Source organism: Campylobacter sp. RM9333, assembly GCF_020137705.1.
Classification (GTDB): domain Bacteria; phylum Campylobacterota; class Campylobacteria; order Campylobacterales; family Campylobacteraceae; genus Campylobacter_E.
On record NZ_JACGAY010000005.1, the window covers coordinates 58,796 to 82,821 of the forward strand.

A 24,026-nucleotide genomic window follows, 5' to 3' on the forward strand; every position below is an offset into this window, starting at 1 on the left:
AGGAATTAAAATTCCTAGTTTGAATATATTTTTACTAAATTAAGTGCTACTTCATAAGATTTTTCAAGTGATTTAACAGGTAAAAACTCAAATCTTGAATGAAAATTATGCGCTCCTGTAAAAAAATTCGGGGTAAAAAGACCCTTTACACTCAACGCACTTCCATCAGTCCCACCACGCATAGCAATTGTATTTGCTTTAATATTTGATAGCTCAAAAGCTTTATATAATTTATCTAAACTATCTTTATTATCATCGTTTAGAGCATCTTTTAGATTGTAATAAGTATCACTCATTTCTAGTTTAAAACTAGCTTTTTTATATTTATTTTGCATAAAATCAACGCAAGTTTTAATATATTCTTTTTTCTCTTCAAATTTAGTTTTATCGTGGTCTCTTATATTTAAACACACACTAGCTTCGTTTTGATTTGAGTGCATTTCATTTATCCAAATATATCCATCTTTATCTTTAGTATTTTCAGGAGTTTGCAATCTATCAAAAAGATTTATAAACTCATTTGCTAATAAAGTTGGATTTAGCATTATTTTATAAGCATTCATTGGGTGTGCTGAAACACCTATTATATTAAGCTTTGCACTTGCTGCATTAAATGTCTCATACATTAATTCCCCAACCTCACAACAATCAATAGTATAAGGATGAGTTGTTCTAAAATCATCTAAATTAAGCTGCTTTGAGCCTAAAAGCCCTATTTCTTCATCAGGCACAAAAGCTAAAAATATATCAGGATGATTAATATCACTATTTTTAAGAGTTTTAATTAAGTTTATAATAACAGCAATTGCAGCCTTATTATCAGCCCCTAAAACAGATGAGCCATCGCTAAAAATAATGTCTTCATTTAAATACTTCATAATTTCAGGGTGTTTAGAAATCTCTAAAACTGCCTTACCTAAATCTAAATCCTTGCCTTCAAATCTTAAAATCTTAGGATTTACACAAGGACTAAGCCCAACATCAATAGTATCAAGATGAGCTACAAAACCTAAGCTAGTCTTAGTTTTATCACCAGCTAAAAGTGCGGTTAAAATGCCATTATCATTTAGCTTAATTTCGCTAAGTCCTAAATTCTCTAACTCACTTTTTAATAATTTCGCTAATTGCAACTGCCCTTCGCTAGTAGGAGTATTACTCTTACTAGCGTCGCTTTGAGATGAGATTTTTACATATTTTATAAAGTCTTCTACCAACATATCTAACCTTTAAAATTATAAACATAAGTAGTATCAAATCCTAACGGAAGACCTAAAGCCCAGAATATAAATAAACTACCAACTAAAGCTATCCATAAAGCAATACCAAATGGAAGCATTAATGAACTAAGTGTTCCAACTCCTGTTTTTTTATAATATTTTTGACAATAACCAATCACTAATGGGTAAAATGGAAACATAGGTGTCATAACATTTACTGCACTATCACTCGTCCTATATGCTGCTTGAGTAAGTTCAGGACTAATTCCAAGTAACATTAACATAGGAACAAAAATAACGCTTAATATAGCCCATTTTGATGTAGCTGATGTAACAAAAATATTTAAAAAGCTTGTAAATATAATCACTCCTAAAATTGTAAAAACTGAAGGCATATTCATACTCTTTAAAAACTCAGCTCCTGAAATTGCTAATAGAGTTGAAAGATTTGAAGTATTAAATACATATAAAAACTGCCCGCATACAAAACAAAATACAATAAAGGTAGTAAGAGTATTTAAACTACTAGCAGCCATTTTTGATAAATCACTTGATGTTTTTATAGAGCCACTGATTTTTCCATATACATATCCTGGAATTGCTAAGAATAAAAATACTAATGGAACAATAGCTTTCATTAAAGCCGCATCAGCACTAGTAAGTGAGCCATTAGCACCACGCATAACAGAATTCTCTGGGATTGATACAACAAATAATAATAAAGCCATAAATATAAATGTTAAAGTCGCTCCCCAATAAGCTTTATTTTCTTGTGAGCTTAATTTCTCATTTTCTAAATGAGCGATTTTACAATCACTATCAATAGGCATAGTTTTATTTAGCATAGGCTCAATAATTTTTGAGCTAACAAACCAACAAGCAGCAATTACGCTAAAGGTTGAAAAAATACTTAAAAAATAATTACATAATACATTTACGCTTATTTCAGGGTCAATTGTCCTTGCTGCTTTTTGAGTAAATTCTTGCATTAATGGATCAACTACACTTGGAATATAACTAGCACTAAACCCACCTGCAAGTGCAGCAAATGAAGTAGTAATTCCAGCTATTGGATGGCGACCTGCACTATAATACATAGCAGCTGCAATTGGCATTAAAAATACATAAGCACTATCTGATACTATATGACAAAATATAGAAATTAATATAACCACAGGAACAACAATGCTTTTTGGAACTATTCCTATCATTTTAATTAGTAATGCTCTAATATAACCACTGCCTTCTGCAATACTAACTCCTAAAGTAGCAACTAAAACTAATTGTAAAGCAGGAAAAGTTATAAAATTAACGCCTAATCTAACTATTAATTCAGTTAAATTATGAATTTCAAACATATTTTTAACTACAATTTTTTCGTGACTAACTGGATGAATATAAGAAAAGTCAATAAAACTTAATGCAAAACTTAAAATCATCACAATAAAAAATGCAATTAAAAAAAGAATTGTAATATCAGGTAATTTGTTTCCTAATACTTCAATTTTGTGTAAGATTTTTTCAAATCCATTTCGTTTGATTTGCTGGTTTTCTACCATTAAGGCTCCTTTTTGATAAAATGAAAGGACTTATGTTACAATAAAATCAGATTTTAAGCAAAGAAAATTAGCACTTTTATGTGTTAATGTAACTTTTCGTAACAAATATTAAAAATATAATTGAAAAAGTATAACTAAGATGATAAGTGGTGCGGATGAGAGGACTTGAACCTCCACGCATTGCTGCACCAGATCCTAAGTCTGGCGTGTCTGCCAATTTCACCACATCCGCTAAGTGGTACGCCCAAGAGGATTCGAACCTCTGACCTACGGCTTAGAAGGCCGTTGCTCTATCCAGCTGAGCTATGAACGCACACTAAAAATAAAAGCTGTATATTATCCTAATAAAATTAATTTTTGCTTAAATTAAATTATATTTTTTATTATTTTATTTCTACCTGTATTTTTAGCCTCATATAAACACTTATCAACTCTTGTTATATATTCATCTAAAATATTATTAGCAAAATTATCTTCTATAAAAACTAAACCTATACTAACGCTAGTAGTTAAGCTTTCAACAGAAAATGTAGAATTTGAATACTCTATTCTAAAATTCTCACAAGCATTTTCAAAATCTAAAGCAGATACATTATAAGCTAATATTAAAAATTCTTCTCCACCCCATCTACAAATCAAATCAGTATATTCTCCAAAATGCTTTCTCATTAAATTTGCACAATTTTTTAATACTTCATCTCCCACACTATGTCCGTAAGTATCATTTACTTTTTTAAAATAATCAACATCTATTAAAGCAATACTTACCTTACTTTTAATATTTAAATCTTCAATACTATCTATAAAACACCATCTATTCATAAGTCTTGTTAAATAATCAAAATTTGCACTTTTATCAAGCTTTTTATTTATATTTTGTCTATTTTCTAATTCAATATATATTTGTTTTCTTAAAACACTTGATACAATTACAAAAATAGTTGATACTACAATCCCATTAAAACAATTAAAATAGAATTTAGAACCATCGCTAAATAAATATAAAGGTATATCTAAAGAATAATCATTCACACAAAAAAAATAATACATTGCCAAATAATAAATAAGTCCGAAAGTCGCTATTAAATATATAATGTATTTTTTCCTATAAATACCTATATAAAAATAAGATATTATAGGTAATATATAATATTCAAACCCATAACCCCACCCAAGATAATAAATTGAGCTAGCAGAAAAAACAAAACAAGAAAAAAAAGTAACATAAATACAAGCATTAAAATTATTACTCTTAACAAATACTAACGATACTAAAAATAATCCAGCTAGCATAAAATACGTTAAAAACAAATAAGGAATATCATTAATTATCATTATTAAAGCATATACTAAATTAAAAACTAAAATACCTTTCATAATTTTTTCAGCTTGTAAAACTTCTACTAGTTCATATTTTCTTTTTTCAAAATCTATCATATTTGTCCTAAAACTATAGTTTCTACTTTATTTTTACCTGATTTTTTACCACTATATAAGGCATTATCAGCTTGAGATAGCATATAATCTATACTTTCAAGTCTTAAAGAATAACAAATTCCAAAAGTAATTGTAGTTTTCCTAGCATTATAACCATCTTTATGAGTATAGTTAGCAAAATCTTCCCTAATCTCATTCATTAGTTCTTCACTTTCATCTATGCTAAGACCTGTTAATAGCATTAAAAACTCTTCTCCACCCCATCTAGCTACATAACTAGAAGCTCTTTTAGATATTTTATCTTTAATGATTTTTGCTGTATTTTTAAGAACAATATCTCCAAAATTATGACCGCACTCATCATTTAAACTCTTAAAATTATCAATATCACCTAAGACAATTACCATAGAACGAATCTGGTCTTTTTGAAAATAATTATGATATATATGTAAAATTTCATTCATTGCACGACGATTTAAAATATTTGTCAAATAATCATAATCAGCTTTATTTTGTAATTTAATGCTTTCTTTTTCTAATATTTTACTTTCATTCTCATCAATACTATGCGTATAAAACGAATAAAAAATAATTACAGAAGTAATATTTATAACATTAAATACATATACAAAAACCATATATTCGCTTTTAAAATCAGGAACATCTTTTGTAATAATTATTGTAACTATAAATAAAATAATTTCAAAAATACCAATAATCAAAGGATATTTAGAACTGCTAAAGTCATGAACATAGCCAAGAGATAAAAGTGCTATCATAACTATTAAAAAACCATATCCTTGCCCTAAAATATATGTGCAAATTGAACAAGACAGCAAAACAGAAGCATGTGTAAAATAAACAGCAATATTATGATATTTGTCAATTTTTAAAATAAAAATCGTAGCTACTAAAGCAATAAAAGCTTCAATAAACTTAATATTAACCATAGGATAAAGACCTAGAAAATAAAATACACTCCCATAAGTAGTATGGGTTATTGTTAGTAAAATCATTGTGATTTTTACTAATTGTCTTATATTATCTATCTTTCTAAATTCATTCATCTTCTATACGCTTTGCTTCTATCCTATTTCTACCGCTATTTTTTGCCATATACAATAATTCATCAACTTTTTTAATATAATTATCAAAATTACTATATGAAAAATCGCCATTTACATGCAAACAACCAACACTAGCACTTATCGTAAAATCGCCAGCACAGAATTTATTATTTTTTAGCTCTTTTCTAAAATTATTACACGCTTCATAAAATTCTTCTTCACTGCAACCTAATGCAAATACTAAGAATTCTTCCCCGCCCCACCTAGCAATCATATCAGTGTATCTTGAAAAATTAAGCTTTATGCAACTTGCGGTTACTCTTAAAACTTCATCTCCAACACTATGCCCATAAGTATCATTAACTTTTTTAAAAAAATCTATATCTATTAAAGCAAAATGAAAATTCTTTTTATATTGAATTAAATGAATTTTTTCCATAAAAGCCCAACGATTTAGTAAATATGTAAGCGGGTCTGTAGAAGCATTAATACTTAAAACTTCATTTGCATTTTCTTTTGTCTCAATTGTTTTATAAACTTTAATTTTTAAAAAATACATAACAATTATAATTGTAAGACACGCAAATAAGCTATGAATAATATAAAATATGCCATTAATATTGTATCCAAGCACATATAGTTGATTTTGTAAAGTATATTTATTAACTTCCATAAATATATACAATAATTCAAAAACTATACTCTCAAAAATTGCTAATGTATAGATAATTTTTCTATTTTCAAATTGACCTACATAACAAAAAGCTATACAAGGTATTAAAAAATATTGAGCTCCAAAACTCCAACCAAAATAAAGAACCATAAAAATAGCATAAACTATACAAACAAAATGCACCGTATATACTAAACTATTGACTTCTAATAAATCTAACTTTTTTAATGAATACAAATATATACAAGCTAAAAACAAATTAACAAACATAGGATAGTTATGACCTAACCAACCCATTAAAATAGATAATAAAAAATATAATGTTGAAAATATAATTAGTATATATCTAGCAATTTTTTTTGCTACAACTAAATCATCTTGATCTAAAAAACTTCCCATATCTAACCTAAATTAACTAACTTTACTCTATTTTTTCCAGAGTCTTTTGCACTATAAAGTGCTGCATCTGCTTTTGTTATCAATACATCTTTATTAATTAAATTTATAGAATAACTAACACCTATTGAAATAGTAACGCTAGTTTCATTTAAATTATCTTTAATTTGTAATTTTTCAATAGATTTTCTACTTTTTTCTAAAGAATTTAAAACATCATTGTAAGAGTAATTGCTAAATAGTATTAAAAATTCTTCTCCACCCCATCTAGCCACATAAGTATTTGTATTGTTTTCATATTCGTTTTTAAACACTTTAGAAACTTCTTTTAAAGCTAAATCTCCAAAATTATGACCATAAGTATCGTTTAAATGCTTGAAATTATCAATATCTCCTATTGCTAATGCTAAAGAATTTACTTCTTTATTTTTTAATTTTTCTAACATATTATCTAATATCTCATTCATAGCACGACGATTTAAAAGTGTGGTTAAATAATCATTTTCAGCTTTATATTGTAAGAATTCTTTTCTAGCATCAAGTTGCTTAATAATCTTGGCGTTTTCTCTATCATTTAGCCAAATATAAACTAGCAATGTAACTACCATAAATAAAAAATTAGCTATATTTATATATGGCATATAAGGATTTGGATAATTTGGAGTATCTTTTGTAATATAAAGCATTACAAAAAAAGCAGTCGCTTCTACAAGTCCTATACCTATTGGAACTAAGAAAGTATTGAAATTTTGTAAATATGCTAATGATAATAAAAGAACTATTATCATAGTAAAACCATAGCCCCATCCAAGATAATAAGTGCAATAACAACAAGAAAATAATATATCTAAATGCGCATATAAAGTAGCAATTGCATATCCCTTGTTTCTTATCAACACTACATAAGCTACTAATAAAGAAATAATAATTTGAATTAAGCTAGAAGGTAATAAGAAATATAGCCCCGTTAGAGTAAAACTAACAGCATATATAAGATGAACTAAGCCAATAATAACAACGGTAACTTTTATTATATATTCAAAATTATCAACTCTTCTAATCTCTTTCAACTTATTTTTCCTAAAACCATAAATCAAAAAATATTTTATAATTTAAACCTAAAATATTATTTAAAATTCCAAAACTTGGCTAGAGAGTGAAGGAATCGAACCCCCCGCAGAATAGTCAACTACCCCACCACAAGATTTGAAGTCTTAGGGCTACACCAGTAGGCCAAACTCTCCATAAAAAAGGCTTAGTTATAGCATAAAATGTTTAATATCTGTAACTTTTAATAAACTTTTCAAAATCACTTTTTGTATTCATATTTAAAAAAGCATTATCATTTTTAAAGCTTAAAGTAATTGCCTTTGACTTTATAAAAAAATCTTTGATTTTGCAATTTTCATCTAATTCATCTAAATATTTTAAATCGCTCATCTTATAAAAACCACATAAAAAATGAGTTTTGATACTTTTTGCCACTACTGAACTTTTATATCTTTTATGTTTATAAAAAAGTCTTTTTATAGAGCTTTTATTAATTTTTACAAAATCAACTGCAATTACAAAAACAGAATTTGAATTAGGAATTTTAATATTTTTAAAAGTCTTTAAACCATTAATTGGATGAAAATATTCATAATTATCTTTTAAAAATTTACATTTTAAATCACTTGGCTTAGTCTTAGCACAAAAATATATTTCATTAAATAAAGGCTGTAATTTTTCATATAAATAATTAATCAGGCTAATTTCACGCTTTTTATAAATAAAGCGTAAATTAGCCTTATCTTGCCCCATTCTACTTGATTTTCCACCACCTAAAATTAGGCAAACGCTATTTTTAAAGCTCATCAGGAGAACAAATATATCCTTTAATTGCACTAGCAGCAGCAATTGCACTATTTGCAAGATAAACTTCTGAAGTTCTTGCACCCATACGACCTACGAAATTTCTATTCGTAGTTGATATACAACGCTCTCCATCAGCTAAAATCCCCATATACCCACCTAAACAAGCACCACAAGTTGGATTACTTACAACTGCACCAGCACTAGCAAATATATCCATTAAGCCTTCTTTTTGAGCTTGTAAAGCAATTTTAGTTGTAGCTGGAGTAATTATCATTCTTACATCTGAATGAACTTTTTTATCTTTTAAAATACTCGCTGCAATTCTTAAATCACTTAGCCTTCCATTTGTGCATGAGCCTACAAATGCTTGGTCAATTTTTACCTTTTCACTTACAGCTTGTTTTATACTTTTACCATTACTTGGTAAGAATGGATATGCTACAACAGGGTCAAGCTTGTCTAAATCAATCTCAATTACTCTTTCATAAACAGCATTTGGCAAGTGGCTAAACTCAACGCCTTTTCTCTTTAAATTAACCGAGTTTAAAAACTCTCTTGTAACATTATCAACAGCACAAATTCCATTCTTTGCACCTGCTTCAATCGCCATATTACATAAACTAAAACGGCTATCCATATCAAGCTCTTCAATTCCAAAAAACTCTAATGATTTATATAAAGCCCCATCAACGCCTAAAATTCTAATAATTTCTAAAATTAAATCTTTTCCATAAACCCAAGGCTTTAATTTTCCACGAAACTGCACTTTAATAGCACTTGGCACTTTAAACCAGTTTTTACCTGTTATCATTGCATACGCTAAATCAGTGCTTCCCATTCCAGTAGCAAATGCTCCTAAAGCTCCGTGCGTACAGGTATGGCTATCTGCACCAATTATCACATCACCTGGGCTAATAAGTCCATTTTCAGGTAAAAGTGCATGTTCAATACCCATATTTTTTTCATCAAAAAGATATTTTAAATTATGTTCTTTTGCAAAATCTCTACTAATTTTTGCTTGATTTGCACTTAGAATATCTTTTGCAGGAATATAGTGGTCAAGCACAATTGCAAAGCCATCAGGATTAGCTAATTTTGTAGCACCACTTTTTTTAAATTGTTTAATAGAAATTGGAGTTGTAATATCATTTCCTATTACCATATCAATAGGACAATCAATAATCTCACCTGCTTTTACTTCTTTTCCTATATGATGAGCAAATATTTGTTCTGTTAAAGTCATAGATTTCCCTTTTTTTCTAATTTTATTAATTTTAGCCGTTAAAATTAATAAAAGGATTAAAAATGAATTATTATGATTTAGTGCAAATTAAAGATTATTTAAAGCAATATAAAAAGATAAATCGTGCATATAGAATAAATGATAATTGCTTATGTATTGAGTTTAAAGATAAACTATATTTTGATTTAACCAAGGGCAAAAGTGCAATTTATAGTGGTAATTTATATGCTAAAGATTATACTAGTCCATTTGATTTACAACTTAAAAAAATGCTTTTTAACGCAAGTATTTTAGATATTAAAGTGCCTATAAATAATAGGATTTTAGAGTTTAAACTAGCCTTAGCTCACGCTTATAAAAAAATGGAATTTTATTTAATACTTGAGTTTTCAGGAAAATTTACAAATGCACTAATCTTAGATGATAAAAGAAATATAATAAGTGCCTTAAGATACGGCAAAAACAACCTTAGAGATATTTTACAAAATGAACCTTACATAGATTTAGAACCTACAAAAATCACTGAAAAAAATATAAAAATTGAAGATTTTAAAATTTATTTCGCAAATATTTTTGCAAGTCTTCAAAACGAGAAATTAAACTCATTAAAAGCTCAAAAAATAATGGAAAATGATAAAAAAATTGAAAAATTAGAGCTTTTAATAAATTCTTTAGAAGATGAAGAATTGCTAAACAAAAAAGCACTTTATGAATACGCAAAAGGCGATGCACTAAAAGAAAACTTATATAAAATCAAAGATTACGAAAGAGAATTTGAAATAGGAATTTATAAATATTCTTTAATCAACTCTGCAAAATATGAGCTAAATAATATTTATAAAAACGCTAAAAAATTAAGCCAAAAAGCAAAAAATATAAGCATAGAAAAAGATAATCTAAACGAAAAAATAAATGCTTTAAATAGTCTAAAACAAGCAATAATTTGCACAAAAGATGAAGTATTTTTACGCTCATTATTCGCAAAAAACAATAAAAAAGGCAAAACCCAGCAAAATCCAAACATATTAAATTTTTATGTAAATGATTACAAAATTAGCGTAGGACTTAATGAAAACGCTAATGAATATTTGCTAAAAAATAGCAAAAAAGATGATTTATGGTTTCATTTAAAGGATTTAAAAGGCTCTCATGTAATAATTTCAAGCAACAAAAAAAGCTATGATATAGATTTAATCTATCATGCTGCAAGTCTTTGTGCTTGTTATTCTGGTAAAAAAGAAGGTAATTTTTTAGTAGATTTTACAAAAAGAGCAAATGTAAAAATTATTGAAAAAGCATTCGTTAATTATGTTAATTACGATACTATAAAGGTTTTTTTATGAGTGTAAATAATATTGGAAATATAAATTATATAAATCAAAATCAAGGCGTAGCGATTGATAATCACGCAAAACATAATGCAAAAATGTTTGCTGATGAGCAAATTACTTTAGTTACGCCAGAAGTTAATGTAATAGAAGAAAGTAGCGAAAGCTCAAAAACAAACACAAATCTTGATGATGAAAAATCATATCAAGAAGAACGCCCTAAAAAAGAGCATAAAAGAGCTAATTTTTTCGGTGTTATGATAGAAGAAGATGAAGAAATTGAAGAAATAAAAGAAAGCGATAGGCTTTTTGATAAACTTGTTTAAGGAGTATTTATGTTGAATGAAAAAATAAAAACAGGCTTAATTTTTGCAATAATTGCAGTAATTTTTCTAGCGATAAATTCTTATTATTTATGGCTAATAATATTTTTATTAGCTAGTGGCATTGGATATTTTGAAGCTTGTAAATTATTTGATACTAAAAATAATTATTTAATTTTAGCTTTAGGATTGATATTAGGAATTTATACTCAAATGCCTGTGGTTTCTATGATTTTTGCTATTTTAGTTCTTGCTTCTTTTTTAGCATACAAACAAGGAGATTTAAAAGAAATTCTACCATTTATTTATGCAGGAATTGGAATTAGCTTTATTTTTGAAACTTATATTAGATTTGAATTAAGTGGCTTTATTTGGCTACTTTTAAGCGTTGTTTTATGTGATAGTTTTGCTTATTTTGTAGGTAAAAAATATGGAAAAACTAGCTTTAGTCCAAGTTCTCCTAATAAGACTTTAGAAGGAGTAATCGGCGGAATTATCATTAGCACAATAATTTCAAGTATTTATGCTAGTTTTGTTTATAGTGAGATTGGCTTTTTAGAAGTTTTATTTTTATCATTTTTAATGGCGTTTTTTGCTGTATTTGGAGATTTATTTGAAAGCTATTTAAAACGCTTAGCGAAGGTTAAAGATAGTGGAGAGCTTTTCCCTGGACATGGCGGAGTATTAGATAGAGTTGATGCTTTGATTTTTGCTAGTATTATTATGGTGGTATTCTTATGAGCTTTACTATAAATCCAACAAAACCTGAAATTATAAGCGTATTTGGTTCAACTGGTTCAATCGGCGTTAATGCTTTAAAAATAATAAAACAAGCTGATATTAAATTAGAGTGCATTAGTGCTTATAAAAACTATGAATTATTAAACGAACAAATAAAAATGTTTAATCCTAAAATAGTCTTAGCAAGTGATGAAATACTAGATAAAGTAAATCATTCTAATAAATACTCAATAAAAGACGCTGCATTTATAATGCAAGATTTAAAAAGTGATGGAATTATCAATGCAATAGTAGGATTTGCAGGGCTTAAAATATCTTTACAAACTCAAGAATTAGATAAAAAACTCTTTTTAGCAAATAAAGAAAGCTTGGTTGTGGCTGGAAAATTTCTTGATACTTTTAATATCTCTCCTATTGATAGCGAGCATAGTGCATTAGCAGCACTTTTAAGGGGTATTAAACACCCTAAAAAGCTCACAATTACTGCTAGTGGTGGGGCATTTTTTAAATACAATGAAGTTGCAAATCTAAAAGCAAATGAAGCCTTAAAACACCCTAATTGGGATATGGGAGCAAAAATCACAATAGATAGTGCAACAATGACAAATAAGCTTTATGAATTAATAGAAGCAAAACATTTATACCCTAATTTAGAATTAGATGCAATCATAGAGCCAAGCTCAAGTATTCACGCATTTTGCGAAAGTATTAATGGCTCAATGAGTGCTTATTTTAGCGTGCCTGATATGAAGCTTAGCATTGCAAATGCACTCTTAGGCGAGAGTGATTTTGCTGCTTGTGAGTATTTTGATATTTTAAAACTTGCTAAATTAGAATTCTTTGAGATAAATCCTAATAAATACCCTATTTTTAGGCTAAAAGATGAGCTATTAAATAATCCTGATTTAGGTGTTATTATCAATGCTGCTAATGAAGAATTTGTATATAAATATTTAAAAGATGAATGTAAATTCTATGATATTAGTGACGCAGTATTTAAGGCTTTAGATAAATTTGCTGATAGTAAAATAAATACTATTGATGATGTGTTTAGTGTAGATAAAATGGTAAGAGAGTTTTTGAATGCTTAAGATATTTTTAACATTTTTAAGTCTTAATTTATTTGCTTTAAATTTTACTATAAACACTTTAGGAGAATGTGAAAAAGTTTGTGATAATACCGTTTTGATTTTTGGCGGTATTCAAGGAGATGAGCCAGGTGGTTTTCACGCTGCTAGCTTATTAATCACTGATTATAAAATCACTAAAGGAAAAGTAATTGTCGTGCCAAATCTTGCATTTGATTCTATAATTGCTAGAAGTCGTGGAGAATTTGGAGATTTAAATCGCAAATTCGCAGAACTTAGCGAAGATGACCCTGATTATTACACGGTTGAATTAATCAAAAAAATAATAACTTTACCTGAAGTAAAACTCATAATAAATCTTCACGATGGTAGTGGATATTATTCTCCAAATTACATAAATAAGGATAAAAATCCTAAAAAATGGGGAAATTCTTGCATAATTGACCAAGAGCAAATTGACGCAAAATACGGGAATTTAAATGAAATCGCAAGTAAGGCTTGTGAAAGTATAAATAATAATTTATTACACAAATTACATAGCTATCATTTAAAAAACACAAACACAGCAAATGGCGATGAAGAAATGCTAAAAAGCCTAACTTATTATGCAATTACTCAAGGCAAAGCCGCCTATGCAAACGAAGCTAGCAAAAATCTATTAACTCACGAAAGAGCATATTATCATTTACTAGCAATTGAGAGCTATTTAAAGGCTGCTGGAGTTGAGTTTGAACGAGAATTTGAATTAAATCCTAATGCAGTAAGAGAAGTTATTGAAAAACCGATTTTAATTAAAATTGAAAATCGCTTTTTATTAAGCCTTCAAAAACCAAGAGAAAAAATAAGATTTATTCCAATAAAATTGCCATTTACTTATAAAGCTAGCAATGAATTAACTGCGATTTTTAAAAACAATCAAGATAATGGCTTTAGTATTCAATACGGCAATCGCTTTCAAACTAATTTGTATTTAGAAAAAAATGTTGAATATAGCGATATTATTGATAAGTTAAATTTAATTGTTGATGATAAAGAAATCACAACTAATTTTGCAAAAATGATTGAAGTAAAAAATTATTTTTTAGTTAAAAAACACGATAAAGTAAGGATAAATGTCATAGGCTATAACGCAAAAGATAGTGAAGATAGTATAAAACTAAGCCTTAAAAATATGCAAAAACAATACTCAATAGATAAAGCAGGTAAGATTTATAGGGTTGAAGCTTACGAAGATAATAAATTCATAGGTGCAATTTTAATTAGATTTGAATGATGAAAAATATTATTTTAATTATTTGTGTTGTAATTTTTACTTCTTGCAGTAAAAATTATTTTGCTCTTCCATCTCAAGACTTAAATAATTATGAGAGCAATGAGTTTTATATCAATAAAGAAGTATCGCAAAAATTAAAAGAAAATTATTTAAAAAACCTATTTTATGTGTGGGGAATTGACAAAACCAATATCAATATGAAAAATATTGCAAATGATATTTTAAAAGACACAGGTTATGGAGAAAATTATCAATTAAATTCTCAAAAATTAATGCAAAATATAGTAGATAATGCTGATTTTGATAATTTAAACAAAATTTCAAAAAATGCAATCATTATTCATTCAAGTAATTTAAGATTATTACCTACTAAAAAACCAAGATTTAAAAATCCTAAATTAGCAGGCGAAGGCTATCCGTTTGATTATTTGCAAAACTCATTTATCTACGCATATACTCCTGTTAAAATCTCTCATTTTAGCAAGGATTTTGGCTGGAGTTTTATTTATAATAGCGTAGTAGTTGGCTTTATAGAAAATAAAAATATTGCATTTATTAGTGATGAAGATTTAAATATTTATAAATCATCAAAAGACTTCATAATGCCTAAAAAAGATAAAATTGCATTAATAGATAAAAATGAAGACTTCATAGAATACGCAAGAATTGGAATGCCTTTGGCATTAAGTAAAGAAAGTGCTAATTTTTATACTATAAGAGTTTTTAAAAAGGATTTAAACAATAACGCAAAACTTATTGAAATAAAGGTTAAAAAAGAAGATTTTTTCAAGCTTGGAGATAGTTTTTCTAGCGTTGATTTAAAAAAAATCGCAAATGAATTAATAGGACAAAACTATGGCTGGGGCGGATTAAACGGCGATAGAGATTGCTCTGCTTTTTTAAAAGATGTATTTGGCACATTTGGAGTTTTTCTAGCTAGAAATTCGCAAGATCAAATCTATCAAAAAGATTATTTAAATAGAAAAATATTTTTTAATATCTCAAAACTTAGCAATAAACAAAAATATAATTATATTAAAAGCAATGCAATACCTTTTGCAACCTTGCTAGCTCTAAAAGGTCATATAGTTTTATATCTAGGAGAATTTGATAACAAAATCTATATATTGCATAATTTATGGGGGATTAAAAATTATGAGCGTGGAGTTGAGAGTAGAATTATCGTTGGAAAAGTAGCAATAACCACAATAGATGCAGGCAAAAATCTCTCAAGTGTAAAAGAACAAGATGTAATATTAAGTAGGATTTTTGGTATGAGAAATCTATTTGCTGATGAATTGCAGTTTGAAATTCCTAATTTAAATTCTAATAAGGACTAATTATGGCTATATTACTTGGTATTTTATATTTTTTATTGGTATTTTTCGCTAATGCAAATATGCTTTTAAGAACTATTAAAAATAATACTTTTAATAAATTTAGAAAAATAATTGTGGCTTTTTATAGTATTATTTTTGCGTTTGAACTAAGCTTAATTACTCAAGAAAACTTAATTAAAGAGCTTTTATATTATTCTTTTATAATTTTAATTGCTTCAACTATTGTGTTTTTTATGATTATGAGTTTTTATTATATCAAGACAAAAATAGTCTATGAAGAACATTTTGCAAAAGCAATTGATATATGGGAGATATTCAATTTTTTTCCTATATTTTTTATACTTATTTATTATTTAAAAGATATAAATATTTTAAATTATGAGTATATATTTATTTTCATAGCTTTTGTATTTTTTTATAAGGTATCAAAAAACGCAATAAAAGTCCCTAAAATAAAAGAAATAAATCTAAACGAAGATAAACTAAAAAAAGATTTAAAAATCGCAATGATAGCTGATATTCATCTAAAAAAGAATTTAAATGATGAGTTTTTTATAAATATAATTAATAAAATTAATTCTTTAAATCCTGATTTAGTAGTAATCGTAGGAGATTTAGTAGATACAGGAATTAACAATGTCAAAAACCTTAATTATCTAAATGAACTAAAATCAACCTATGGCACATTTTATGTCTTAGGAAATCACGAATATTATCACGGAGTAGGCAGTATCGCTAAGGAATTAAAAAAATATAAATTGCATTTTTTAGATAATAAAAGCATAGAATTTGATGATTTTGTAATATCAGGTGTAAATGATTTAATGGGGCTAAAGCTTAAGACTTTTGAGCCTGATATTAGCAAATTAAAGCCTAAATTAGATAAGTTTAATATCTTACTAACCCATCAGCCAAAATTTGTTAAAAAATACGATGTTAGCCCTTATGATTTAATCCTAGCTGGACATACTCACGCAGGACAAATCTTTCCTTTTAGCCTAGCTGTTAAACTTGAGCAAGGATATTTAAAAGGTTTATATAATGTAAAAAATAGCAAAATGTATGTAACAAGTGGAGCGGGATTTTGGGGCATAGTAGCTAGGTTTAATGCAAGTAGCGAAATAGTCTTAATTAATGTAAAATCTAAATAATTTACTTAATAGAAAATACTAATTAATAAAATATATCTTTATTTAAAACAAGGAGTATTTTATGAAAAAAATTTTTTTATGTTTATGCTTAGGTGCATTTAGTTTATTTGCTAAAGATTTAAGTCCTCAAGAATTAAACGATATGAAAAAAGAACTAAATGAAAGTATGATGAAAATGCATTCTAAAATGCAAGCAGGTATGAATGAAAACGACCCTGATATAGCATTTGTAGCAGGTATGCTACCTCATCACATTGGTGCTGTTGATATGGCTAAAATCGTTTTAAAATATGGAGAAGATGAAAATATCAAAAAATTAGCTAATGATATTATAAAAGCTCAAGAAATTGAAATTAAATTTATGCAAGAATATTTAGAGAAAAAAGGCTATAAATATCCAGAAGCAATCAATCATCATCAACATTAATAATTTATGCAAGGTAATTTTCCTTGCATAAAACTTCATTTGCCAAATTAAGACAGTATCATATTTTTTAGGAGTATAGATGAAAGAAAAATTTTTTATTTTAATATTGGCATTTTTAAGTGCTATTGCCCCACTTGCAACTGATATGTATTTACCTGCATTAAGCTTAGTTCAGCATAGTTTTAATACAAGTGAGTTTTATACTCAATTAAGCATTGCTAGTTTTTTTATAGCCTTTGCATTAGGACAATTATTATATGGACCAATTAGCGATATTTATGGTAGAAAAATCCCATTAATTATAGGACTTTTCATATTTATAATATCTAGCTTTTTATGTTTTTTAGTTGATAATATTTATACTTTTATTGCTTTAAGATTTATGCAAGCACTTGGCGGATGTGCTGGGGTTGTGATTGCAAGAGCTATTGTAAATGATTGTTTTTCTAAGCAAAAAGCAGTGGCTGTATTTTCATTAATGATGATTAGTTCTAGCATAGCTCCTATGATTTCTCCTAGCATTGGTGGGCTTTTGCTTAAATACTTTTCTTGGCAAAGCATTTTTATTACTTTATTTTGTCTTGGAATTTTATTATTATTTTTAAGTATTTTTTATATAAAAGAAAGTAACAAAAATCAAATTCCATTTTCATTTTCAAATATTTATAAAGCATATAAAAGTGTTTTAACTAATAAAAGTTTTTTAATTTATGTAATTAGCTCAAGTTTAATTATGAGCACTTTATTTGCTTATATTAGTGGCTCAAGTTTTGTTTTTACCAATGTCTTTAATATCAGCTTACAAGAATATGGATTAATATTTGGGATAAATTCTTTAGGATTTATGATAACAGCTAGATTAAATGTATATTTTACTTCTAAATTTGGTATATCAAAAGTAATTTTTATAGCTTGTATAACAATGATAATTAATTCATTTTGCTTAATACTCTTATCAAATAATTTTTATACTTTTACTTTATTTTTATTCTTAACTTTATGTATGCTAGGCTTTATAACACCAAATCTAGTTACAAAAGCTATGCAAAAATCTAAAAAATATTCAGGTAGTGCTTCAGCAATACTTGGAGCTATGCAATTTATGTTCGCAGGATTTGCAGCGTTTTTAGTCGGTGCTATGAATGCTAATACGAGTTTTGCACTAGCTTGCATAATAAGCGTTTTTTGCTTACTTGCAAGTCTAGTTTATATTTTAAGATTTAAGTTAATTAGAATTTAAAACTTCTGTTTTAAATTCTAAACTTATTTTTTAGTGATATAAAAGCCTAAAATAGAGCCATTTTGCACTACTTCGCAACTATGACCTAAAGCTTTCATATCAGGTGGAATTCCATTAATACTTTGCGGACAATCGCTAATTATTTCTAATACTTCGCCACTTTTTAGCTTGTGAATTACTTCATTAGCAACAATTGCAGGATAAGGACAAGGTTCGCCTAATAAAGAAATAGAATAATCAATTTTCATTTTTTCTCCTTGCATAAAATAATATTAAAGCAATGCTTATTAAAAATAAAGCTATATTAATGCCAAGACCACTATATCCGCTTAATTTGATTTTTTCTCCACTCAAAAACCACTTAGGTAATAAATCATAATTTAAAGCAATTAGCATAGTTCCTATTATATTTCCAATACCAACTACTATAAAATGAGTTTGCCCTTCTACTGCACGATATAAAAATCCACATTCACAACCACCTGCAAACACTATACCAAAGCCAAATATAAATGCTCCAGTGCAAAGCCCAAGAGATATTTCTAAAACCTTAGCGTTGTATCCGCCTTTATTTAATAATGCAAATACGAAAATACTAGCAACTAACATTGATACAAATAAAGCTAAAGAAAAACTATATCTTTTAAATAAAAATAAATCCCTAAAACAAGAAGTAAAGCAAATCTGTCCTTTTTGTATCAACCAGCCAAAAATCACTCCAAATATCAATGCTGTAGGAAGATTTTTAGTATCATTACTAGCTAAATATGCAAAGAATACAAAAAAAGCAATTACGCTAAGAAATAAAATAATTTTGTTTTTTTGTTCTAAATTCTTATCTATTTTTAATTGCGGAGTATTTGTTTTAATCATCTCATATCTAGGAGCAAAAATTTTAATTTTTAGCACCAAAATAGCCGCTGCAACCCCAAGACACATAAAAATAGCAAAAACCCAAGTATGTAAAGAAAAATAAGGAAGACCTGTAAAAAAGTTAGCCAAATTGCATCCCCAAGCAAGTCTAGCACCAAATCCTGCTAATATTCCGCCTACTAATGCTTGAAAAAATCTAGTCTTAGAAGCTATTTTTCTAAAATACACCTTATTAGCAACGCTAGCAGCTAATAAACAACCAATTATAAGTCCAATAATCATAACTCCATCAACACGAGTTAGCATAGTTCCGTTTAGATTTTGCTTTTGATAATATGAATACGAACTTAAATCCATTCCAAAAAGCTCAAGAATTTCCCCACCGATACGAGTAAATTCACCTGTTACTGCAAAAACACCACCAAAAATAGCAAAATATAAAGTTGCCATTATGCTTAAAACCATAACCGCTTTAGTATTGCTATAGAATTTGCTTAGGTAGTTTTGATGAAAGTGTGCAAGTTCTGCACCAAAATTTGAAGTTTTCATAAAAATCCTTTGTATAGCTAAAACTTAGCCAAAATTAAAAGGCTGATTATAAATTAGCATTCTTAAAGATTTCTTTAAATTATTTATCTCAAAATCAAGTTAATTTATTTGAATAAAATTATTTAATATAAACACATATTTATTAATAATTTTTGTAACAAAATTAAAAGAATTTGAAAATAAAATTGCAAATATTATTTATCAAAAAAAGATATATTTAACCCGTTTTTATTTTAGCTAGGAGCTTAGATGGATTTTGAAGTTATAAAAGAGTTTTATCCACTTTACATAGACGCATTAATCCTTACTATAAAACTTGCATTTTATGGCATAGTTTTATCATTTTTAATAGGCTTATTTTGTATGTGGGTTGAACTACATAAACTAAGGTTTTTAAAACTAATTTGTAATGCTTATATAGAGCTTTCAAGAAATACCCCGCTTTTAATTCATTTGTTTTTCTTATATTATGCAATGCCAAAGCTTGGAATTAAACTTGAAGCCTTTACTTGTGGAGTAATTGGACTTGCATTTTTAGGTGGTGGATATATGGCTGAGAGTTTAAAATCAGGCTTAAATGCTATTAATAAGCACCAAATAGAAGCAGGATATGCTCTAGCGTTAAGCAAAAATCAAGTTTTATACTACATATTATTGCCATTATCACTTAGAGTTTCTATAGCTAGTATTAATGCAAATATAATATTTTTGTTAAAAGAAACATCAGTAGTAAGTGTAATAGCTCTAGCTGATTTAGTCTATACAGCAAAAGATATAATAGGACTTTATTATGTAACTAATGAAGCTTTATTTATGCTTTGTGTTGCTTATTTTATAATGATTTTACCGCTTTCATTATTTTTAACTTGGTTTGAAGCAAGGATTAGAAAATGAGTGAAATATTATTTGATTTATCAATTTATTCAAGGCTTTATGAAGGCTTAAAAGTTACTTTATTTATATCTTTTGTATCTATATTTTTCTCAATTATAGGTGGGCTTGTTTTAGGCGTTTTTATGAGTTTAGGAAATAAAATTATTTTTTATATTCTAAAAATAATTCTTGAAATTATAAGATTTATGCCTATTATCGTTTGGCTATTTTTAATATATTTTGGAATGTCAAGTTGGCTTAGTATAGATGCTATTAGTGCTACTATTATTGTATTTGTGATTTGGGGTATGTTTGAGATGATGGATTTAGTAAGGGGTGCAATAACAAGTATTCCTAAACACCAATTTGAAAGCTCAATCGCACTTGCACTTAGCAAATACCAAATGTATAGATATATTATTTTGCCACTTGCATTAAAAAGATTAATTCCTAATGTAATAAATCTTTTAAGCCGTATGATTAAGACTACTTCAGTAGCTTATTTAATAGGTGTTGTAGATATTTTAGCAATAGGTAATCAATTAAAAGAAGTTACATTATTTATTAGCAATCTAGCACCTTTATATATTTATACAATTATATTTTTTATATATTTTATAATTTGTTATCCCTTATCAAAAATATCAAAAATACTAGAAAAAAGGTGGAGTTAATGAGTATTTTAAAACTTGAAAATATTAATAAATTTTACGGCAATAACCACGCTTTAAAGGATATTTCTTTTGAAGTTAATAAAGGCGAAGTTGTTGTTTTAGTAGGGCCTAGTGGCTGTGGGAAAAGCACAACCTTAAGGTGTATTAACGGACTTGAAAATATAGCTAGTGGAAATATTTATATAAAAAATGAAATAATTACTAAAGATTATAAAAACTGGCAAGAGATTAGAAAATATGTTGGAATGGTGTTTCAAAGCTATGAATTGTTTGACCATTTAAATGTGCTTGAAAATATCTTATTAGCTCCTATGAAAGTTCAAAAGCGTAAAAAAGATGAAGTTTTAAAACAAGCCCTAGATTTATTACAAAAAGTTGGTTTAGAGCATAAACAAAACGCCTATCCAAAAGAGCTAAGTGGCGGTCAAAAACAAAGAATTGCAATAGTTAGAGCTTTATGTATGAATCCTGAAATTATGCTTTTTGATGAAGTTACGGCTGCGCTTGATCCTGAAATAGTAAGAGAAGTTTTAGATGTATTATTAAATCTTGCAAAAGAAGAAAAAACAATGCTAATAGTAACTCACGAAATGGCATTTGCTAGAGCTGTAGCTGATAAAATTATTTTTATGGATAGTGGCAAAATCGTTGAAATTGCAAGTCCTGAAGAGTTTTTTACAAATCCGCAAACTAATAGAGCTAAGCAATTTTTAAATATGTTTGAATTTAAAAAGGATTAAAATTATCTTTTATTAATTTTTTTGCGTTTTAATTACAAGCGATTTTATTTAAAGGAGAAATTATGAAAAAAGTTATTTTATCACTTGTTGCAGGGGCTTTACTAACCTGTTTTGCTAATGCTAGAAATATTGAAGAGATTAAAACTAGCGATAATATTAAAATAGGTGTTTTTGCTGATAAACCACCATTTGGCTTTGTTGATAAAGAAGGCAAATTCCAAGGCTATGATATTTATTTTGCAAAAAGAATTGCTAAAGATTTATTAGGTAGTGAAGATAAATTAACCTTAGTTCCTGTTGAGGCTGCTAGTAGGGTTGAGTTTTTACAATCTGATAAAGTTGATATTATTTTAGCTAATTTTACAAAAACACCTGAAAGAGCAAGAGTTGTTGATTTTGCATTACCTTATATGAAAGTTTCATTAGGCATTGCAAGTCCTAAAAATGCAGAGATTAAAGACATTAAAGAACTAGATGGAAAGACTCTAATCGTAAATAAAGGCACAACTGCTGATGCGTATTTTACAAAAAATAAAAACGGAGTAAATCTAGCAAAATACGACCAAAATACTGAAACTTTTGGAGCATTATTAGATGGCAGAGGTGCTGCACTAGCACACGATAATACCTTGCTTTTTGCTTGGGTTAAAAACAATCCTGATTTTGTAGTAGGTATTAGTGAATTAGGAGATATTGATGTAATAGCACCTGCTGTTAAAAAAGGCAATAAAGAGCTTTTAGAATGGCTAAATAATGAGATAGTAAAACTAGGCGAAGAACAATTCTTCCACAAAAATTATGATGAAACTCTAGCACCTGTTTATGGAACTGATATTGATAAAGAAAGCGTTGTTGTAGAAGGCGGCAAACTTTAATAATTTTGAATTAGGATTATTCCTAATTTGCTTTTTATTCTTATTTTAAATTCTATTTAGTTTTAAGAATTTAAAATAAGAAAATCTTTTCAAAAATCAAAATATCTTATAACTTTTGCAATAAAATTTCTAAAATAATCTAAACTTTTATATCAAACAATCTTATATTAGATACTTTATTTTGGCTAAAACTAAAAGCTAGTTTTAAAAACTCATCATAATTTAATTCGCTAATGTTTTTATTTGGATTTTCTAAACCCATTAACTCTCTTATCTTTCTCATAAATTCATCAGCTTGTTTTTCTTCAGCTTTTTTATTACTACTAAAAAATCCACTATTAAGACTATATAAGGTTTTAGTATAATTAGCACTTCCTAAAATAGCACTTCTTTGGCTTAATGGTTTATCATAAGCATTTAATTTGACATAATCTTTCAGCCATCTTGGCATACGCTCAACTTCAGCACTCATAAAGCCATTTTCTCCCCTTGCCATTACTTGCATTCCTAACGCTTTATCAAATGCAAAAAATGTAGCCGAGCTAATTTTTCTATCATAACCACTTAATTTACCTTTATATGTGCTTTCTCCTTCAATTAAAGTTGGGTTTGATTTTAATATACCTATCAAAAGCCCGCCTTTTGATATTTCTCCATTTTCATTTATATAATTTTGTCTTGCTTCGTCATAATCACCAAAATATCCACTAAATCTAGGGTCTTGCTTGATATTATCAGGTGGAAAAACATTTGTGTTTGGTAAGGTTTTATCATCATTGTCAAAAGAATAAAATAAGGGATGATGAGTTTGGTAAAGTTCATTTTGAAAAGTCATTCCGTGATTATTCTCATAATCATCAGGTGAATGTAAAATTTTATTGATTTTGATTTCATCACTTCTTGCTTGAATATAACCTTGTGGAAATTGCTTTATATCTTCGGTATTAAAAAAATCTTTAGAGTTTAAAAAATCTTCACTTACAACTTGGCTTAAGACTTTATAAGCATTTTCAACGCTTTTTGCTATATCAATTGATTTACAAATTTTATAAAGTGATATTGCATTTTCATTATGTTCTACT

Annotated in this window: 24 protein-coding genes and 3 tRNA genes; 13 read left to right on the forward strand and 14 right to left on the reverse strand. The window is 27.4% G+C overall.

Annotation, left to right across the window (positions count from 1 at the left end):
• Positions 1–14: 14 nt before the first annotated feature.
• From pepT to AVBRAN9333_RS03450, 11 genes are all read right to left on the reverse strand, one after another.
• Entirely contained in the window at positions 15–1,217 is a 1,203-nt protein-coding gene (gene pepT / locus AVBRAN9333_RS03400) for a peptidase T (protein ID WP_239803381.1), read from the reverse strand.
• A 2-nt stretch (positions 1,218–1,219) separates the two neighbouring features.
• Positions 1,220–2,776, reverse strand: a complete 1,557-nt coding sequence (locus AVBRAN9333_RS03405; protein WP_214149724.1) for an AbgT family transporter — start codon at positions 2,774–2,776, stop codon at positions 1,220–1,222.
• A gap of 147 nt (positions 2,777–2,923) precedes the next feature.
• Positions 2,924–3,008 (reverse strand) — tRNA-Leu (locus AVBRAN9333_RS03410).
• A gap of 4 nt (positions 3,009–3,012) precedes the next feature.
• Positions 3,013–3,089, reverse strand: a tRNA-Arg gene (locus AVBRAN9333_RS03415).
• A gap of 53 nt (positions 3,090–3,142) precedes the next feature.
• Positions 3,143–4,213: a GGDEF domain-containing protein gene (locus AVBRAN9333_RS03420; RefSeq protein ID WP_214119720.1), complete on the reverse strand. Its 1,071-nt coding sequence runs from the start codon at positions 4,211–4,213 to the stop codon at positions 3,143–3,145.
• Complete coding sequence (locus AVBRAN9333_RS03425; protein WP_336609434.1) at positions 4,210–5,280, reverse strand: GGDEF domain-containing protein; 1,071 nt, start codon at positions 5,278–5,280, stop codon at positions 4,210–4,212. The genes AVBRAN9333_RS03420 and AVBRAN9333_RS03425 overlap by 4 nt, the downstream gene beginning before the upstream one ends.
• Positions 5,273–6,352, reverse strand: coding sequence for a GGDEF domain-containing protein (locus AVBRAN9333_RS03430; RefSeq protein WP_214115944.1), 1,080 nt, complete (start codon positions 6,350–6,352; stop codon positions 5,273–5,275). The genes AVBRAN9333_RS03425 and AVBRAN9333_RS03430 overlap by 8 nt, the downstream gene beginning before the upstream one ends.
• 2 nt (positions 6,353–6,354) lie before the next feature.
• The gene (locus tag AVBRAN9333_RS03435) at positions 6,355–7,419 is read right to left on the reverse strand and encodes a GGDEF domain-containing protein (RefSeq protein WP_214115946.1); all 1,065 of its coding nucleotides are present in this window, start codon (positions 7,417–7,419) and stop codon (positions 6,355–6,357) included.
• A 76-nt stretch (positions 7,420–7,495) separates the two neighbouring features.
• Positions 7,496–7,594: transfer RNA gene (locus AVBRAN9333_RS03440), tRNA-Sec, on the reverse strand.
• Between the two features lie 30 nt (positions 7,595–7,624).
• Positions 7,625–8,206 carry a molybdenum cofactor guanylyltransferase gene (locus AVBRAN9333_RS03445; protein WP_336609435.1) on the reverse strand — a complete coding sequence of 194 codons (582 nt, stop codon included), beginning with the start codon at positions 8,204–8,206 and terminating at the stop codon, positions 7,625–7,627.
• Positions 8,196–9,449, reverse strand: coding sequence for a 3-isopropylmalate dehydratase large subunit (locus AVBRAN9333_RS03450; protein ID WP_214115951.1), 1,254 nt, complete (start codon positions 9,447–9,449; stop codon positions 8,196–8,198). The genes AVBRAN9333_RS03445 and AVBRAN9333_RS03450 overlap by 11 nt, the downstream gene beginning before the upstream one ends.
• A 62-nt stretch (positions 9,450–9,511) precedes the next feature.
• Here AVBRAN9333_RS03450 and AVBRAN9333_RS03455 point away from each other — a divergent pair, with 62 nt between their 5' ends.
• From AVBRAN9333_RS03455 to AVBRAN9333_RS03495, 9 genes are all read left to right on the forward strand, one after another.
• The gene (locus tag AVBRAN9333_RS03455) at positions 9,512–10,792 is read left to right on the forward strand and encodes an NFACT RNA binding domain-containing protein (RefSeq protein ID WP_214115953.1); all 1,281 of its coding nucleotides are present in this window, start codon (positions 9,512–9,514) and stop codon (positions 10,790–10,792) included.
• Positions 10,789–11,103 carry a hypothetical protein gene (locus AVBRAN9333_RS03460; RefSeq protein WP_214119715.1) on the forward strand — a complete coding sequence of 105 codons (315 nt, stop codon included), beginning with the start codon at positions 10,789–10,791 and terminating at the stop codon, positions 11,101–11,103. Before AVBRAN9333_RS03455 ends, AVBRAN9333_RS03460 begins: the two co-directional genes overlap by 4 nt.
• 9 nt (positions 11,104–11,112) lie before the next feature.
• Positions 11,113–11,841: a phosphatidate cytidylyltransferase gene (locus AVBRAN9333_RS03465; RefSeq protein ID WP_239803376.1), complete on the forward strand. Its 729-nt coding sequence runs from the start codon at positions 11,113–11,115 to the stop codon at positions 11,839–11,841.
• 32 nt (positions 11,842–11,873) lie between these two features.
• Positions 11,874–12,932, forward strand: coding sequence for a 1-deoxy-D-xylulose-5-phosphate reductoisomerase (locus tag AVBRAN9333_RS03470; RefSeq protein WP_214116014.1), 1,059 nt, complete (start codon positions 11,874–11,876; stop codon positions 12,930–12,932).
• A complete protein-coding gene (locus AVBRAN9333_RS03475) occupies positions 12,925–14,202 on the forward strand; it encodes a M99 family carboxypeptidase catalytic domain-containing protein (RefSeq protein ID WP_336609436.1) in 1,278 nt (425 codons plus the stop codon). Before AVBRAN9333_RS03470 ends, AVBRAN9333_RS03475 begins: the two co-directional genes overlap by 8 nt.
• Entirely contained in the window at positions 14,202–15,542 is a 1,341-nt protein-coding gene (locus AVBRAN9333_RS03480; RefSeq protein ID WP_336609437.1) for an SH3 domain-containing C40 family peptidase, read from the forward strand. The genes AVBRAN9333_RS03475 and AVBRAN9333_RS03480 overlap by 1 nt, the downstream gene beginning before the upstream one ends.
• A 2-nt stretch (positions 15,543–15,544) precedes the next feature.
• Positions 15,545–16,693: a metallophosphoesterase gene (locus AVBRAN9333_RS03485; RefSeq protein ID WP_336609438.1), complete on the forward strand. Its 1,149-nt coding sequence runs from the start codon at positions 15,545–15,547 to the stop codon at positions 16,691–16,693.
• A gap of 61 nt (positions 16,694–16,754) precedes the next feature.
• Positions 16,755–17,120 carry a CopM family metallochaperone gene (gene copM, locus AVBRAN9333_RS03490; RefSeq protein WP_214119711.1) on the forward strand — a complete coding sequence of 122 codons (366 nt, stop codon included), beginning with the start codon at positions 16,755–16,757 and terminating at the stop codon, positions 17,118–17,120.
• 79 nt (positions 17,121–17,199) lie between these two features.
• Positions 17,200–18,360: a multidrug effflux MFS transporter gene (locus AVBRAN9333_RS03495; RefSeq protein WP_214115973.1), complete on the forward strand. Its 1,161-nt coding sequence runs from the start codon at positions 17,200–17,202 to the stop codon at positions 18,358–18,360.
• Between the two features lie 23 nt (positions 18,361–18,383).
• Here the strand turns inward: AVBRAN9333_RS03495 and yedF are convergent, their stop codons facing one another.
• A complete protein-coding gene (gene yedF, locus AVBRAN9333_RS03500) occupies positions 18,384–18,608 on the reverse strand; it encodes a sulfurtransferase-like selenium metabolism protein YedF (protein ID WP_214115976.1) in 225 nt (74 codons plus the stop codon).
• A complete protein-coding gene (gene yedE, locus AVBRAN9333_RS03505; protein WP_214115978.1) occupies positions 18,598–19,782 on the reverse strand; it encodes a selenium metabolism membrane protein YedE/FdhT in 1,185 nt (394 codons plus the stop codon). The genes yedF and yedE overlap by 11 nt, the downstream gene beginning before the upstream one ends.
• A 249-nt stretch (positions 19,783–20,031) precedes the next feature.
• Between yedE and AVBRAN9333_RS03510 the strand changes: the two genes are divergently transcribed.
• The 4 genes from AVBRAN9333_RS03510 to AVBRAN9333_RS03525 all read left to right on the forward strand — a co-directional run bounded on the left by AVBRAN9333_RS03510 (position 20,032) and on the right by AVBRAN9333_RS03525 (position 22,944).
• Positions 20,032–20,676 (forward strand): amino acid ABC transporter permease, encoded by a 645-nt coding sequence (locus tag AVBRAN9333_RS03510; RefSeq protein WP_214115980.1) that lies wholly within the window; start codon positions 20,032–20,034, stop codon positions 20,674–20,676.
• Entirely contained in the window at positions 20,673–21,329 is a 657-nt protein-coding gene (locus AVBRAN9333_RS03515) for an amino acid ABC transporter permease (RefSeq protein ID WP_214115982.1), read from the forward strand. Before AVBRAN9333_RS03510 ends, AVBRAN9333_RS03515 begins: the two co-directional genes overlap by 4 nt.
• Positions 21,329–22,069, forward strand: a complete 741-nt coding sequence (locus AVBRAN9333_RS03520) for an amino acid ABC transporter ATP-binding protein (protein ID WP_239803371.1) — start codon at positions 21,329–21,331, stop codon at positions 22,067–22,069. The genes AVBRAN9333_RS03515 and AVBRAN9333_RS03520 overlap by 1 nt, the downstream gene beginning before the upstream one ends.
• A gap of 62 nt (positions 22,070–22,131) precedes the next feature.
• Complete coding sequence (locus tag AVBRAN9333_RS03525) at positions 22,132–22,944, forward strand: cysteine ABC transporter substrate-binding protein (protein WP_214119709.1); 813 nt, start codon at positions 22,132–22,134, stop codon at positions 22,942–22,944.
• A 139-nt stretch (positions 22,945–23,083) separates the two neighbouring features.
• On the opposite strand, the gene AVBRAN9333_RS03530 is transcribed toward AVBRAN9333_RS03525, so the two are convergent.
• Positions 23,084–24,026: Cj0814 family flagellar-dependent secreted protein (locus tag AVBRAN9333_RS03530; protein ID WP_442862224.1), on the reverse strand; the 943-nt coding region annotated here is incomplete at its 5' end.